Source organism: Rhodanobacter sp. ANJX3 (assembly GCF_014200755.1).
Lineage (GTDB): Bacteria > Pseudomonadota > Gammaproteobacteria > Xanthomonadales > Rhodanobacteraceae > Rhodanobacter.
Genome location: NZ_JACHCM010000001.1, coordinates 898,274 through 911,238 on the forward strand (window position 1 = coordinate 898,274; position 12,965 = coordinate 911,238).

The 12,965-nt window shown below is 61.7% G+C and carries 11 protein-coding genes and 1 pseudogene; 5 read left to right on the forward strand and 7 right to left on the reverse strand.

The window, feature by feature from the left end; translation table 11 throughout:
• Positions 1 to 130: 130 nt before the first annotated feature.
• Positions 131 to 1,072 (forward strand): AraC family transcriptional regulator, encoded by a 942-nt coding sequence (locus tag HDE76_RS03925; RefSeq protein ID WP_221262273.1) that lies wholly within the window; start codon positions 131 to 133, stop codon positions 1,070 to 1,072.
• A 208-nt stretch (positions 1,073 to 1,280) separates the two neighbouring features.
• Here the strand turns inward: HDE76_RS03925 and HDE76_RS03930 are convergent, their stop codons facing one another.
• A complete protein-coding gene (locus HDE76_RS03930) occupies positions 1,281 to 1,760 on the reverse strand; it encodes a nuclear transport factor 2 family protein (protein WP_184505502.1) in 480 nt (159 codons plus the stop codon).
• Between the two features lie 203 nt (positions 1,761 to 1,963).
• On the opposite strand from HDE76_RS03930, the gene HDE76_RS03935 reads away from it, so the two are divergent.
• The gene (locus HDE76_RS03935) at positions 1,964 to 3,478 is read left to right on the forward strand and encodes a GGDEF domain-containing protein (protein WP_184505504.1); all 1,515 of its coding nucleotides are present in this window, start codon (positions 1,964 to 1,966) and stop codon (positions 3,476 to 3,478) included.
• Between the two features lie 68 nt (positions 3,479 to 3,546).
• Here HDE76_RS03935 and HDE76_RS03940 read toward each other — a convergent pair whose 3' ends face one another.
• The gene (locus HDE76_RS03940; RefSeq protein WP_184505506.1) at positions 3,547 to 4,428 is read right to left on the reverse strand and encodes an SDR family oxidoreductase; all 882 of its coding nucleotides are present in this window, start codon (positions 4,426 to 4,428) and stop codon (positions 3,547 to 3,549) included.
• A 122-nt stretch (positions 4,429 to 4,550) separates the two neighbouring features.
• Here HDE76_RS03940 and HDE76_RS03945 point away from each other — a divergent pair, with 122 nt between their 5' ends.
• The 3 genes from HDE76_RS03945 (at position 4,551) to HDE76_RS03950 (ending at position 6,169) form a co-directional block, all read left to right on the forward strand.
• Complete coding sequence (locus HDE76_RS03945; RefSeq protein WP_343205654.1) at positions 4,551 to 4,937, forward strand: helix-turn-helix domain-containing protein; 387 nt, start codon at positions 4,551 to 4,553, stop codon at positions 4,935 to 4,937.
• 227 nt (positions 4,938 to 5,164) lie between these two features.
• Positions 5,165 to 5,299 carry a hypothetical protein gene (locus HDE76_RS20705; protein WP_255457565.1) on the forward strand — a complete coding sequence of 45 codons (135 nt, stop codon included), beginning with the start codon at positions 5,165 to 5,167 and terminating at the stop codon, positions 5,297 to 5,299.
• A 48-nt stretch (positions 5,300 to 5,347) separates the two neighbouring features.
• On the forward strand, positions 5,348 to 6,169 hold the full coding sequence (locus tag HDE76_RS03950; protein ID WP_184505508.1) for a hypothetical protein: 822 nt from the start codon (positions 5,348 to 5,350) through the stop codon (positions 6,167 to 6,169).
• A gap of 125 nt (positions 6,170 to 6,294) precedes the next feature.
• On the opposite strand, the gene HDE76_RS03955 is transcribed toward HDE76_RS03950, so the two are convergent.
• From HDE76_RS03955 to HDE76_RS03970, 5 genes and pseudogenes are all read right to left on the reverse strand, one after another.
• Positions 6,295 to 9,993 carry a bifunctional diguanylate cyclase/phosphodiesterase gene (locus HDE76_RS03955; RefSeq protein WP_184505510.1) on the reverse strand — a complete coding sequence of 1,233 codons (3,699 nt, stop codon included), beginning with the start codon at positions 9,991 to 9,993 and terminating at the stop codon, positions 6,295 to 6,297.
• A 241-nt stretch (positions 9,994 to 10,234) separates the two neighbouring features.
• Positions 10,235 to 11,233 (reverse strand): alpha/beta hydrolase, encoded by a 999-nt coding sequence (locus tag HDE76_RS03960; protein WP_184505512.1) that lies wholly within the window; start codon positions 11,231 to 11,233, stop codon positions 10,235 to 10,237.
• 294 nt (positions 11,234 to 11,527) lie between these two features.
• A pseudogene (locus tag HDE76_RS20710) lies at positions 11,528 to 11,775 on the reverse strand (IS5/IS1182 family transposase); the annotation flags it as partial.
• A 262-nt stretch (positions 11,776 to 12,037) separates the two neighbouring features.
• Complete coding sequence (locus HDE76_RS03965) at positions 12,038 to 12,427, reverse strand: ribonuclease domain-containing protein (RefSeq protein WP_184505514.1); 390 nt, start codon at positions 12,425 to 12,427, stop codon at positions 12,038 to 12,040.
• Positions 12,428 to 12,557: 130 nt separating this feature from the next.
• Complete coding sequence (locus HDE76_RS03970; protein WP_184505516.1) at positions 12,558 to 12,959, reverse strand: hypothetical protein; 402 nt, start codon at positions 12,957 to 12,959, stop codon at positions 12,558 to 12,560.
• Positions 12,960 to 12,965: the final 6 nt, after the last annotated feature.

The window sequence follows — 12,965 nt, forward strand, 5'->3', positions numbered from 1 at the left end:
CATGCTAGGCGTCGGCAACGCGCAGGCGAATACCGATAACTCTGGCATGCTTGCCTAAAGCTATGAGGCCGCTTGCCTTGTCCTGGCGAAACGCCGAAAGTTTTCATTCTTCCCTCGCATTGGAGGCTCCATGAGTCGGCAACGAAACGGCGTCCAACGACAGATGATCGCGTTGCTGGACCGACTGACGCCGGTTGAGGGCTACAACCTCACGCCGCTCGACGATGTGCGGCTGTTACGCTCGAATCGCCGGATGAGCCGCACGCCCGTGCTGTACGACCCCGGCGTCGTCATCGTGGTGCAGGGACGCAAGCGCGGCTATCTCGGCGACACCGTCTATCTGTACGACGCGCAGCACTATCTGGTTGTCTCGGTGCCTGTGCCGTTCACCATGGAAACCGACGCCACGCTTGGCGAACCGATGCTGGCGATCTATTTGCGGCTGGATTTCCAGATGGCCGCCGACCTTCTGCTGGAACTGGACGAACATCACGATGCGCCGCAGACCAGGCCGCGCAGCATGGTGTCCACTCCCATGGACGATGCCCTGGCCGATTCCGTGCTGCGGCTACTGCAAGTACTCGGCTCGCCGCTCGATACGAAAATTCTCGGCCCGGCGTTGCTGCGTGAAATCTATTTCCGCATCTTCGTGGGCCGACAGGGTGGAACGCTGCGCGCCGCGCTCGCCATGCAGGGCCCGTTCGGCAAGGTCGCCAAAGCGATACGGAAAATCCACGGCAGCTATGCAAAACGGCTGGCGGTGGAAGATCTCGCCAGCGAGGCGTCGATGAGCGTGCCCAGCTTTCACGCGCACTTTCGCACCGTTACCAACACCTCGCCGATGCAGTACCTGAAATCCACGCGCCTGCATCAGGCGCGCCTGCTGATGATGCGCAACGGACTGACCGCGGCTGCCGCGTGTGTCAAGGTCGGCTACGAAAGCAGCTCGCAGTTCAGTCGTGAATTCAAACGCCTTTTCGGCCGCACGCCGGTGGATGAGGTCGAGCGAATGAAACGCCGTTTCGCGCTGCCGCCCCCCGCCGCGCCATCGGCCTATGTTTCATCGCACTGACCGCGCTATCGCGGACGATCGAGGATGCCGTGCCTAGCCAATAGCTTTGGCGGTAGGTTGTCTGATCGTCAAAGCTGAATGCCGATTGCAGCGTTGGCGCTTTTTCCGATTCTCGGCCCGTATCCACAAAACTCATCGCGGGTAAACTTTTCATCGACCATCTGACGACCGGCATCGTGCAACTCAGCGAACAGCCGCTCACTGCAAGTCAACTGCTGTGATCGAGGATAATCTTCCAGCCGCCTGGCGTCCTTTCCCACAGCAGCGAGAACACGCCGTCGTCCTTGGTCACTTCGCCGTGGGCGCTGCGATCGAGGTGGAAACGGCCGGTGACTACGGCGTAGCGCACCACGCCGTCGGCGCCGGGCAACAGCCGCACATCGATAGCCGAAAACGTAAGGCGCCCCATCTGCGCCCTGGTCGCATAGTGCTGGCGGTAGCTGGCGAGAATGTCGCGATAGCCCTTGCGGACGCTGGAACCGACAAAGGTCGTGTCGGGTGCGTCCTTATAGCCATGCATGAAGTCGTCGATATCGCCGCGATTCCACGCTGCCTGCTGTTGCGCCAGGACCTGCTCGATGGCGGTGACGTCAGGCGCCGCCATCAGCGGTCCCGCCGCCGTAATGCCAGCGAAACCACCCAGAGAAACCAGCATCCCCAGTCGGATAAAAAATGTTTTTGTCGCCATGCCCTGCTCCTTTAAAACCCCATCGTTGTCAGAGTTAAGCATTACTGCTCTGACTTGCGCCATGGGCCGGATTCCACGAACGGCTCCTGGCAATACCGACGGTAGGATGCAGAGCTCGAACGCCCGCCGTTACGCAGCGCCTGAGCAGCTAAAAATGGCGAACAAGCTTCGCCGGCACACTGCTGCTGGGCTACAGTGCAGCCATGGATGGACGTCCGCCCGGTAGCTCCACAACCGCATCCCGCCGTGGCGGCAGCCGTCGGCTGGCGTGGTTGTTTCTGGGCCTGATTCTGGCTTTCGCCCTGCCGTACGCCTGGTGGCCTCTGAACGGAAACCAGCGCTGGGGACTCTATTGTGTGCTTGCGGCCGTGGCGATCGCGCTGACCTGGGTATTTACCCTGCGCTATCGCCCTCCCGCCACCTGGTACTGGCTGCTGGCCGGCTTTACCTGCAACGCGATAGCCGACCTGCTGTATTACCGGGAGACGGTATTCATCGGCATGGGCGCGCAGGCCTCGTTTTCCGACGTCATGTATATGACAGCCTATGTGCCGCTGGCGGTGGGGCTGGTGACCATGGGCCGACGGGTCGGCCGTACGACCGGCGCACTGCTGGATGCGAGCATCTTTGCGATCGGACTCGCCGTACCGGTGGTGGCGTTCTATATCGTGCCGACCGCGAGGCAAACGTCCATCAGCATCGACGGCATGCTGCTGGTGGGATGGTATGCGTTGGGCAGCATTCTTATTTTCGCGCTCTATATCCATCAGATCACCTCGCGGCGAACGCATAACCCCGCATTCCTGATACTCGGCGCGGCGATGCTGATGACCGCGATCGGCGATCCGCTATGGAACGTGCACATGATGGGCGGCAACGACAAACTCGGCGATCTGCCCAAGCTGCTGTGGTATCTCAACCGCAGCCTGCCGCTGGCGGTGATCGTGCATCCTTCGGTGTGGCGACTGTGGGAGTACGAAACCAGCGCGGCAGACACACCGCTGCCGCGGTTGCGCCTGGTCGCGCTGACGCTGGGCTCGCTGATGCCTGCCCTGACCCTGCTGCTGGCCCAGCTCGCTCCGTCCAACTTTCCGTACTGGATTGCCGTGGTCGGCGGCGGCCTGCTGCTGCCGGTGCTGGTACTGGTGCGCATGGACGGCCTATTGCAGCAGCTGCGCCGACAGGCCGCGCAGCTCGACAAGCAGTCCCACTACGACGAACTCACCGGCGCCCCCAACAGGCGCCACTGGAAGCGTGCACTGGCAGCTGCCGCGGCCCAGGCGCGCCAGAATGGGCAGCCACTGACGCTGGCGCTGATGGATCTGGATCATTTCAAGGCATTCAACGATGCACACGGCCACCACGCCGGCGATGACCTTCTGTGCGAGGCCTATACGGCATGGTCCGCACGCCTGCCGGCCGACTGCCTGATCGCACGGTACGGCGGCGAGGAATTTACCCTGCTGATGCCGCGCACCACCACGCAGCAGGCGCTGCATCTGCTGGAACGCATGCAGACAGCCACGCCCCGCGGAGAAACCTTTTCCGCCGGCGTGGCGTTGTGCGATCCACATGCCGATCTGGCCAACGCGCTCGACGCGGCGGATGCAGCGCTCTACGAAGCGAAACAGGCCGGCCGCCACCGCATCCATATCGGCGGCACGACACCCCCACTCGCTGCGCCGACGCCGATCACACCGATTCCAACCGTCCTCTGATCTTCTGCCCATGCGATCGAACGACGGTTCGCCGCGGAAAACAGCATCGCGATCGGCGCGTTTTCAACTCATCCCTTCGTCGCCAGAGCCGCTGCCACGGCGTCGGACAGGGTTGTCGTTGGTCGACCGATCAACGCACTCAAGGCACGGCCGTCATCGAACAGCGCGCCGCGCGATGCCTGCACCGACGAATCGGCCAATAGGCTCGCCAGCCCTTCGGGTAGACCCATGCCGATCAGCGCGGCCTTGAACGCCTCTTCGGACAGGTCCTTGTAGGTCACCGGCCGGCGCGACTGTTTGGCGATCTCATCGGCCAGCTCGGCCAACGTAAACGACGTATCGCCCGCCAGCTCGTAGATCTTGTCGCCCGGGGTATCGTTCGAGAGCAGCACCGCGACGGCCGCATCGGCGTAATCGGCACGGGCCGCCGCGGCAATGCGGCCGTCTCCGGCGCTGCCCAGAATCACCCCATGCTCCACCGCGGCATGCGCGCTGCCGGTGTAGTTTTCGGTATACCAGCCGTTGCGCAGCAGCGCGAAAGGCACGCCGGAGGCCTGCAGCAATTTTTCGGTGGCCAGATGCTCGGCGGCCAGACCGAGTGATGAGGTATCCGCATGCAACACGCTGGTATAGGCGATCAACGATACGCCCGCCTGCCTGGCGGCGTCGATGACATGGCCGTGCTGCGAAACGCGCCGGCCCATGGCGTTCGACGAAATCAGCAAGAGACGATCGACTCCCGCAAACGCCGCTTTCAGCGATGCCGGAGCGTCGTAATCGGCGGTGCGAACCTCCACGCCAAGAGCGGCCAGATCTCGGGCGGTGTCGACGTCGCGCACGCCGGCGATCACCTGAGAGGCAGGAATGCGTTTGATCAAACGCTCGACGACCAGCCGGCCCAATTGGCCGTTGGCGCCGGTAACCAGAATGCGGGGTTGCGATAGGGACATGGTAGTTGCCTTGTTGACCGGGGTAAGTAGGTCTACATTAGAGACCTGGTTAACAAAGCGAAAGGAGGCAGTTTCCTGTGACCAGGTTACGCAAAAGTAACCCGCTGCCCGCGGCTCGATCGATATTGAGTCGACGGTTCGAGGCATGGCGCGTGCAAACGCTTGATGCAGAACACTGCCCGGTACGGGATGTGCTCAACGCCATCGGCGACAAATGGACCACGCTTATCGTTATGGTGCTGGCGGCCGAACCGCAGCGCTTCAGCGAAATCCAGCGCGCCATCCCAGACATTTCCAAACGCATGCTGACGCAAACGCTGCGCGACCTCGAGCGCGACGGCATGCTGACGCGCAAGGTGTTTCCCACCAAACCGCCCAGCGTTCAATATCGCCTGACAGCGTTGGGGCAATCCCTGCTCGACCCGCTCGCCCACCTTGTGTTGTGGGCCGAGAGCACCCACGCCGAAATCAAGTCGGCACGCCGCAGCTACGACCGGTTGGCAAGTTAGCCAAGGGACGTGACGAGGTTGTGCGCTTCACCGATCGATCCAACGGCCGGACTCGGGCGACTGCTTTTGTGAAAATGGCCTAGACATTTTTCACAGGCTTATTTCGCCGAACCCATCGACTTGTCGACATCACGCTCTTTCGACTTCCCAAACGCCACCCTGCCTCACCGCAACGAAGGTGGGGCCGCAAGGCTCGCTGCGGTCCAACCACACGAGAGGGAGAAGTCATGAACGAAACAAATCCATTGTCACCGCCGCCATCCTCCAAAGAAAAAGGCGGCATTGGTTACGTCCTACTCTGGCTGATGGGTGTGCCTATTCCCCTGCTGCTTCTCTTCGCGCTGTTGCGAGGTTGTGCGTAATGACCACATCGCACTCAACCCTCGCCTACTTATTCGCAGGAGAAACTCATGTCTTATGTTGCTAACGACGGCCTGATCCAGGACGAACTCGCCCTCGCCCATCCGACCATGCGCTTCAGTGCGATCATTGCCGGATGGCTGGTCGCGACCGCGACGGCCGGCCTCCTCTACTGCGCGGGTCTGGCTTTGGGTTTTGCCGGCTTCGACGCATGGAATGCTGCAGGCAGTGCCAAGGGTGTCGGTATCGGTACCGCGGTCTGGATGATTATCACCTGGGCCGCCGCACTGTTCATCGGCGGCATGTTTGCCGCCTGGTTCGACGGGCGAAACGACGACACCAGCGGCGCGCTGCACGGCGTTACCGTGTGGGGTCTTTCATTGACGACCACCGCACTCTGGTTGGCTCTGGGACTCGGTCATGCCATGTCGGGACATAACGAGCACATGGGCGGTCCCGGGTCGGATATGCACGGTGGCGCACCCGCCATGACGCCGGCCGTGTCGGTGCTCGATGCCAATATTGCGTATGCCTTGACCGGGCGGGAGCGCGGCGGTTCGGCACCGATCGTCGGCGCCATTCTCGCCGGTCAGGACGATATCGCCACTGCACTCCTGGCCGCCGACACCGGTACCAGTCAGGATTCCGCTGCCGCCTCGCTGCAGAAGCTGACGCCGCAAATCGATGCCGCTCGCTCGGAGTCCAAGATGGCCGCGGACAAGGCGGCGCACTATCTGTCGCTGACGTTATGGATCGCGTTTATCAGCGGCTTCCTCGCCCTGCTCGCCTCTGCCGTTGGCGGCTGGCTCGGCGCCGGCCACATCCACCGCGTTTACCACCTGCGCAAATACCCGGTGCGTCGCGTGGCGTAGTTACCGCTAAGTCGAGAGAGCGCTAGAGGCCGGTCATTGCGACCGGCCTTTTTTATGGCGCTGTGGAAGTAAAGCAGAAGCTTTCCCGGCTTACGACTTGACCAAATAGTCCGGGCGCGCTCCGTCTACGGCGCGGGAGGCAACGACCCCGACCATCGGATGCCATCCACTCGAACAGCATCCATCGGCTGCGGCCTGCCAAGAAAATAACCCTGCACAAAATCGCAGCCGTGCAGACGCAGATAGTCCAGCTGCTCGATCGTTTCGACGCCTTCGGCGACCACCGTCATATCCAGGCTGTGCGCCAGCGCGATGATCGCCAGCGCCACCGCGGCATCGCTGGAACTGTCAGGCAACCGGTTGACAAAGACCCGATCGATCTTCAGCGTGCTGATCGGAAACTGGGTGATGTACGACAGGCTGGAAAAACCGACGCCGAAATCATCCACGGCAATCAGTACGCCCAGCTCGCGGAGTTTTTGAAGCCGGCCGATCGTCTCGGCCGAGTGATCCATCAGCACGCCTTCGGTGATCTCTAGCTCGAGACAGCCCGGCATCAGGCCGGTTTCCTCGACCACACGTTGCACCTGCTCCACTAGATCGTTTTGCAGAAACTGCCGCGGCGAGAGGTTCACCGCCACGCGCAGGCGCTGCCCCGTGCGCTGGTTGAGTGCCGCCATGTCGCGACACGCGTTGAGCAGTACCCAATCGCCGATCTCCACGATGAGCGAACTCTGTTCGGCGATGAGAATGAAATCGTTGGGTGAGACCAGCCCGCGCTTTGGGCTGTACCAGCGCAGCAGCGCTTCCATGCCCTGCACCTGATCATTCTTAAGACTGACCTGCGGCTGATAGTGCAGCTGGATTTCGCCTTGCGTGAGGGCAAGCTGCAGCTCGCTTTCCAACTCAAGCTTGGCCCTGGCCGCCAGCTCCATTTCGCGGCTGAACAGCCGATAGGTTTTCCGCCCCGCCAGCTTCGCCTCGTACATGGCGGTATCGGCATCGACCAGCAGGGCATGCAAATCCTCTCCATCGACCGGGTACTGACTGACGCCGATACTGGGAGAGACGTGCAGTTCATGCCCGCCCACCTGCACGGGCTGGGAAACGCTGTAGATGATCTTTTCGGCGATCAGTTCGATATCCTGGTCGTTCTTGATATCGCTGAGCAGCACGGCGAACTCGTCGCCGCCCATGCGCGCCACCGTATCCGATCGGCGCACGCAAGCCAGGATCCGACCGGCGACGATCTTCAGAAGTTCATCGCCGATATGGTGGCCGAGCGAATCGTTGACGCGCTTGAAATGATCCAGATCGATCATCATCGCGGCCACCTTGCAGCCGTCGCGCCGTGCGCGCTCAATCGCGATGTACAACCGGTCGTTGAGCAGCATGCGATTCGGCAGGCCGGTGAGAAAATCGTGGTGCGCCACATGGCGCGCGTATTCCTCCTGATGCTTGCGCTCGGTGATGTCGTAGGCAATGCAGAGAAAACCGGTGATCTGCTGGCGCTCATCGCGCAGAGCGGTGGTCGTCAGGTTGACCGGAAAACGCGAGCCGTCCTTGCGCACGTAAGTCCATTCGCGTTCGTCGGTTACGCCGAATCGCGATTTGTGCATGAACACCTCGAAACCCGCTTCGACGCGCTTGCCTAGCATGCTGGACAGCTCTTCCGCTCGCGCGGCCACTTCCAGCGGATCGTGAATGACCAGCGGCGTCACCTTGTCGATCAACTCGTCCGCTTTGTACCAGAGCATGCGCTCGGTGCCTGGATTGACTGCCTTGATCAGTCCACGCTCATTCGTGGCGATGATCGAAAAAGGCGCCGCATCCAGAATCGCCTGGCGCAGCTGATTGGACCGCGCCAGTTGCTGTTCGGCAGAACGTCGCGCAGTGATATCGGAAAAAGAGGTGATGACGGTACGCGCATCGTCCAAGCCGTCGCCACTGATCAATACCGTGTTGATGCTGACCCAAAGCAGCTCACCCTGCGGCCTCTGCACGCCCATGATCACGCCCATCTCCTGCTGGCCGGTGCGCAACGTGCGTGGCGCGGGATGGTCTACGCCAGGCCAGTCGGAGCCGTCCTCGTGCACGGTTTTCCACGCCGAATCGAGCGAGCTTCGGCCTCGCAATTCGCTTTCTTCCAGCCCCAGAATTCGTCTTGCGGCGGAATTGGACGCCAGGATTTTGGTATCGGCATCCTGCAGCAGCAGGCCGTCGTGCAGGGACTCGACTACGGCCTTATAGCGGCTTTCGGTGGTGACCAGGCGCGTGACCAGCGCGCGTATCCGCGCACGCAACCACGTCGCCGACACCACCACCACAATCAAGACGATGCTCATTCCCCACAGCATGCCGCGCCGAATCGGCGCATAGATACTGGTGGCATCGAGCTGCACCAGCAGCGCAAGCCCGGTCGACTCTACCGGGCCATAGGCAACGACGTCGGTGGGCACGCCCTCGCTGGCCTGCGCGCGGGCGACACCGCTGGAACCCGCGATCGCACTGTTCGCCAACGCCGCAAAATGATCGCCGAGTCGATCGCTTATCGGTGCGGTATCGCCGCTGCCGATGCGCATGCACGACACCTTCGCCGCGTTCGTGCGGTCGCAGAGCAGCGTCGTGACCGTTGCGTTCAAGTAGGTACCGGACTGCAGCCTCGACTGCATCAGATTCAACGGCTGGTCCATCAACAGCTCACCCTGGCCTGCGCCTTCATGACCAAGCTTCACACGGGTGCGAAGTACCAGCCCGCCGCGCCAGACGAGCGCATGGTTGACTCCCGCTGTTGCCCCGATCGGCAGTGCGCCAATCGACGGTTCGATCACCGCACCAACCTTTGCCAGTACGATCCCGCCAGCCCCATTCACCTGTACGCCGCGCATGCCGCGTGCCAGCAAGGCACTGGCCGCAGCCTGCAGAGACTGTCGTGCATCCCCGCTATCCGGTGCGCGCAAGGCCGATATCATGGCCGACGCAAGCGGCGCCTGCTCGGCGGCGTCGATGGCACGCGCGGTCGCGCTCTCCAAGTCCAGCATCAGCAGATCCGCGCGGGCTTCGCGGGCTAGCTGAAGATTCGCCTGCAAGGCGGGCACACCTTGCGTGCGCAGCAGCCAAACGCCGCTGAATACCGCCACCAGCGCCACCACCAGCAGCGCTGTCGTACCCACTGCAATGATCTGGCGGTCTTCCGAATAGACGTGCAGCGCGCTGATATGCAGCAAGACGGGCCAGAGCGCCACGCTCAAAATCAGCATGCCCACGCCGGTGGGAAGCGCCATCTGATTCAGCGGATACCACGTGTAGAGCGACTCCAGATGCATCATGTAACCAAGGATCACGGTCAGTCCGATGCCGAAGGGCACCGCACCGAAGCTCATGGCGACCACGGCCAGACCAGGGTGGCGCCCGACCGGCAACAGCAGCGCCAGCGCCGCGAACAGAAAACACAGCGTCGCGGCCAGCGACATCTGCCCCGGCCTGACACTATTGATCGGGTTCCATGCGTGTAACGTCGGCAGATTGATGCCCAGCGACATGTCGCCAAAAACCTGCAACAGGTTGATCACGCTCAGCCCCAGTACCATGAGCGCGCACAGTCTAGCCACCGAACGCCGGGCGTTCGCGCTACCCAGAGACAGCAGAATCAAAGCCAGCCCCAAAAGAAAAAAGCACAGCCCGGTATTGAAGACCATCGGAACCCGGCCGGGAATGATCGTCGTGAGCCATGCCGTGTGTGTCGCCCAGCCGGCCATCACGGCCGCGCCCGCGACGAGAATGACGAGCGACAACCATCGTGCCGGCCATGCCATGAACTTCATCGCGATTTCCCCGGTTTGCAGAGCCGAAAGGCAGGCGGACTTGATGGCACAAAGCCGGCCATGGCGACAAACACCCCGGCAATATAACCCGAGAACGCCCGATAAACCGGACGTGCTCCTATGCGGGCGTGGGCGTCGTCAAAACCACGTGGAACGTGTGGTCCGATAGTGGAGCGACACGTTGCAATGCTTCGATACGCAGCGCACGCGCCTTGGCCTCAGGGCACGTTTCCATAAGCAGTCATCCGCGCACGGGAACTTGACCGATGAAGCCGATACGTTCGAGCCATGCCTGAAACAGGCGCGGCCACTGATCCTCGTCGGGGACCCCCTCGGACAGGCCGGAACCGTGCACACCATGCTTGAAAAGGTGCACCTCGGCCGGCACGCGGTTCGCATCCAAGGCCGCGGCGAACACGATGCTGTTCTCGGGGCTGATACGCTGATCGTCCTCGCTCTCGAAGAGGAATACCGGGGGCATATGTCGAGTGACATGGTGCTGGCCGGACAGGTTGTATTCGAGCTGTTGCAAGGTGCCCCCGTCGTAGCCGTACAACAGGTGCTTCAGCGAACTGGGTGAGGCGTATTCGGAAGGCAACATCGAAATTACCGGATAGCCCAGGCCAAGGAACGCTGGCGTCGCGTGTGCGGCGTCGACGGCATCGTGGATGGGCAGATCGAAATCACTGTCCGGATGCAGCGCAAGCGTGCTGGCCAGATGGCCGCCCGCGGAGAAACCGAACAGGCCGATACGATTGCCATCCACGCCGAGTGCGCGCGCATTGCGGCCGATCAGATTCAGCGCGCGCCGTCCATCCCACATCGGCACGGGATAACGATAAAGCCCATCGTGCTGCACGAGGCGGTAATACAGCACGAACGCGACGACGTGCAGATGGCTCGCAAAATACTCCGCCACCGGTGCCTGCTCTTTCGCATCCGAGAGACGGTCGTAGCCGCCGCCGGGAATGATCACTATCGCCGGGCGGCTTTTGTCGCGTACGCCGTTGGGTGCATACATTTTCAGGTAAGGAATGTCGCGGCATGGGTCGTCACCCGCTGCACCGGGCGCAGCCCCCGGCCAGAGCCGAATTTCCGTAGCGTCCGACGCATCGAAACAGCTTCCGGAGCCGTCGCTCTGTCCGTCAGCCGCCGCTCGATCGCCATGCCTTGCCGACGCGGTGCCTGCAACCACCGATATCAGTAGAAGTGTGACAACCACGAAAGCCTTACAGCGCATACAACGCTCCACGATGACGACCAAGAAAACTACCGGGCCTCGCCCTGCAGATGCCGCAAGATTGGGGACGTATCCGTGAATGGTGGCGAACCGCATTAAATCACGCGGTATGAAGGTTGACGCCTGCACAGGCAACATCGCCGGAAAGACGCACAACTTCTCATCTTTGCGCTTCAGGTCAGCGAGCTAGCTCACGCGCATGTCTGCCGCTTATGCGCAAGCGGCATGGCTGGCGCCTGACATGGAATCGTCAGGACGTGACGTTTTCGTATTGCCAATCGTGCGCGAGCGATGTACACAACGTCGAGGCTTCTTCTTTGGATCGCGACGCCTGCGATTCGCCTCCTGTCGGCAATCGACGACGTGAGGGATGTAGCCGTGTTCTTTGATGACCCCTGCCCTATGCGGCTTCGGCATCCCGCGCCAGCGCACAGGTGCTTGCTGCGCCGATGCGGCGGTTGCGGCCGGGTCACGGCGATGGCTTCCAACACTGCGCTGAGCATGGTGATGTCACGCACGTTGGCTGCGGTCACGATGAACGACGTTTGGTCGCCGGCGAATACTTCGACGCGGCTGACATTCGGCAGGATTCGTCGCGACTCCCGCGCACACGCAGCACCGGAACTGATGAAAGTAAAGGCTCCGCATGCATGAATGCGGAGCCTTTGCCTATCCTCAATTGAACGATTCGGCGTGGTGTTCGCCAGGAACACCTGGCATCGAAAGTTGGCGGACCGGTTTGCGCGAATCACAAGGAACAAAACGGGGCCAAGTCAAGACGGCCCCGTTTTTTTCCTGCGGTTTTCAGCGAATGCTGCAGAACGACTCGTAGTGATCCGCAGAGTAATAACGGCTCTCGATGACGGACTTGGTCGTGCCGTCGGTGACGAGGTATACAAGCCGATACGTGCCTGCCGGGCCGCCCGGATTGCGTCGGGCTTTGCCCTCGTAATAGGTTTGACCGCGACCTGCCCGCGGCAGTCGACCCTCGGCGTTGCCGAATACCTGCACATCAACCGCCGTAGGGCCGCATGCCGCAATGGGATTCGGCATGGTGATGCAATAGGCCATATCACGCGCCGCTTCGCGCACATAGTCGGGGAGCGTGCCGCACGCACCGGGATCTTTCGCCATAGCCTGAGCTGCCGAGAGCGTGAAGGCGACGATCGCGGCGGATCGGATGAATGAATGCATTTGCTTTTCCTCTGAAGAGATAGGGATGGATGCCGGTTCCCGTCACAAGGAACAACCAGGCAGCGCCACTTTTGACCATTCGATGCATAAGTCCCATCGGTGAAACCCTGATTCCCACTCAGAAAAATGCCTACCCTTGGCCTCCATCGCATGCCGCATCATGGCTATCGAGGAATGTCGATGACTTGATCAAATACAGAACGTCGAGGCGCTGGCGACGATCGACTTCGGTACTGAACAGCAAAAGCTGCATACAGGTAAGTACCCGATGGGCCTTACACCCTGGCGCAGCCGAGTGGCTCGGCGAGAGAACGAGTGAGTGTTTGCCAGAAACAGTGAACAGCGCATGCAGCGGAAGCATGCGACCGTCGGCGAGTCGCACCGCCTCTAACCGCGATGCCGTGTCGGGCAGCCAGACGATGGGAGTGTGTTCGACCGTGACGCAGCGGCGCTTGAGCAACGCGGACTCGTTCGTCGGCATCAGGAAGCATTCGCCCGGGATGAAGCAGGTGATCGGTTCTGAGTCGGACACGGGCGG

Excerpts from the sequence above, each read along its gene's own strand:
- HDE76_RS03940 (WP_184505506.1), bottom strand. The coding sequence starts at position 4,428 with ATGTCCCTATCGCAACCCCGCATTCTGGTTACCGGCGCCAACGGCCAA.
- HDE76_RS03930 (WP_184505502.1), bottom strand. The coding sequence starts at position 1,760 with ATGGCGACAAAAACATTTTTTATCCGACTGGGGATGCTGGTTTCTCTG.
- HDE76_RS20705 (WP_255457565.1), top strand. The coding sequence starts at position 5,165 with ATGAACGAAACAAATCCATTGTCACCGCCGCCATCCTCCAAAGAAAAA.
- HDE76_RS03965 (WP_184505514.1), bottom strand. The coding sequence starts at position 12,427 with ATGCATTCATTCATCCGATCCGCCGCGATCGTCGCCTTCACGCTCTCG.
- HDE76_RS03960 (WP_184505512.1), bottom strand. The coding sequence starts at position 11,233 with ATGCGCTGTAAGGCTTTCGTGGTTGTCACACTTCTACTGATATCGGTG.
- HDE76_RS03950 (WP_184505508.1), top strand. The coding sequence starts at position 5,348 with ATGTCTTATGTTGCTAACGACGGCCTGATCCAGGACGAACTCGCCCTC.
- HDE76_RS03935 (WP_184505504.1), top strand. The coding sequence starts at position 1,964 with ATGGATGGACGTCCGCCCGGTAGCTCCACAACCGCATCCCGCCGTGGC.
- HDE76_RS03955 (WP_184505510.1), bottom strand. The coding sequence starts at position 9,993 with ATGAAGTTCATGGCATGGCCGGCACGATGGTTGTCGCTCGTCATTCTC.
- HDE76_RS03925 (WP_221262273.1), top strand. The coding sequence starts at position 131 with ATGAGTCGGCAACGAAACGGCGTCCAACGACAGATGATCGCGTTGCTG.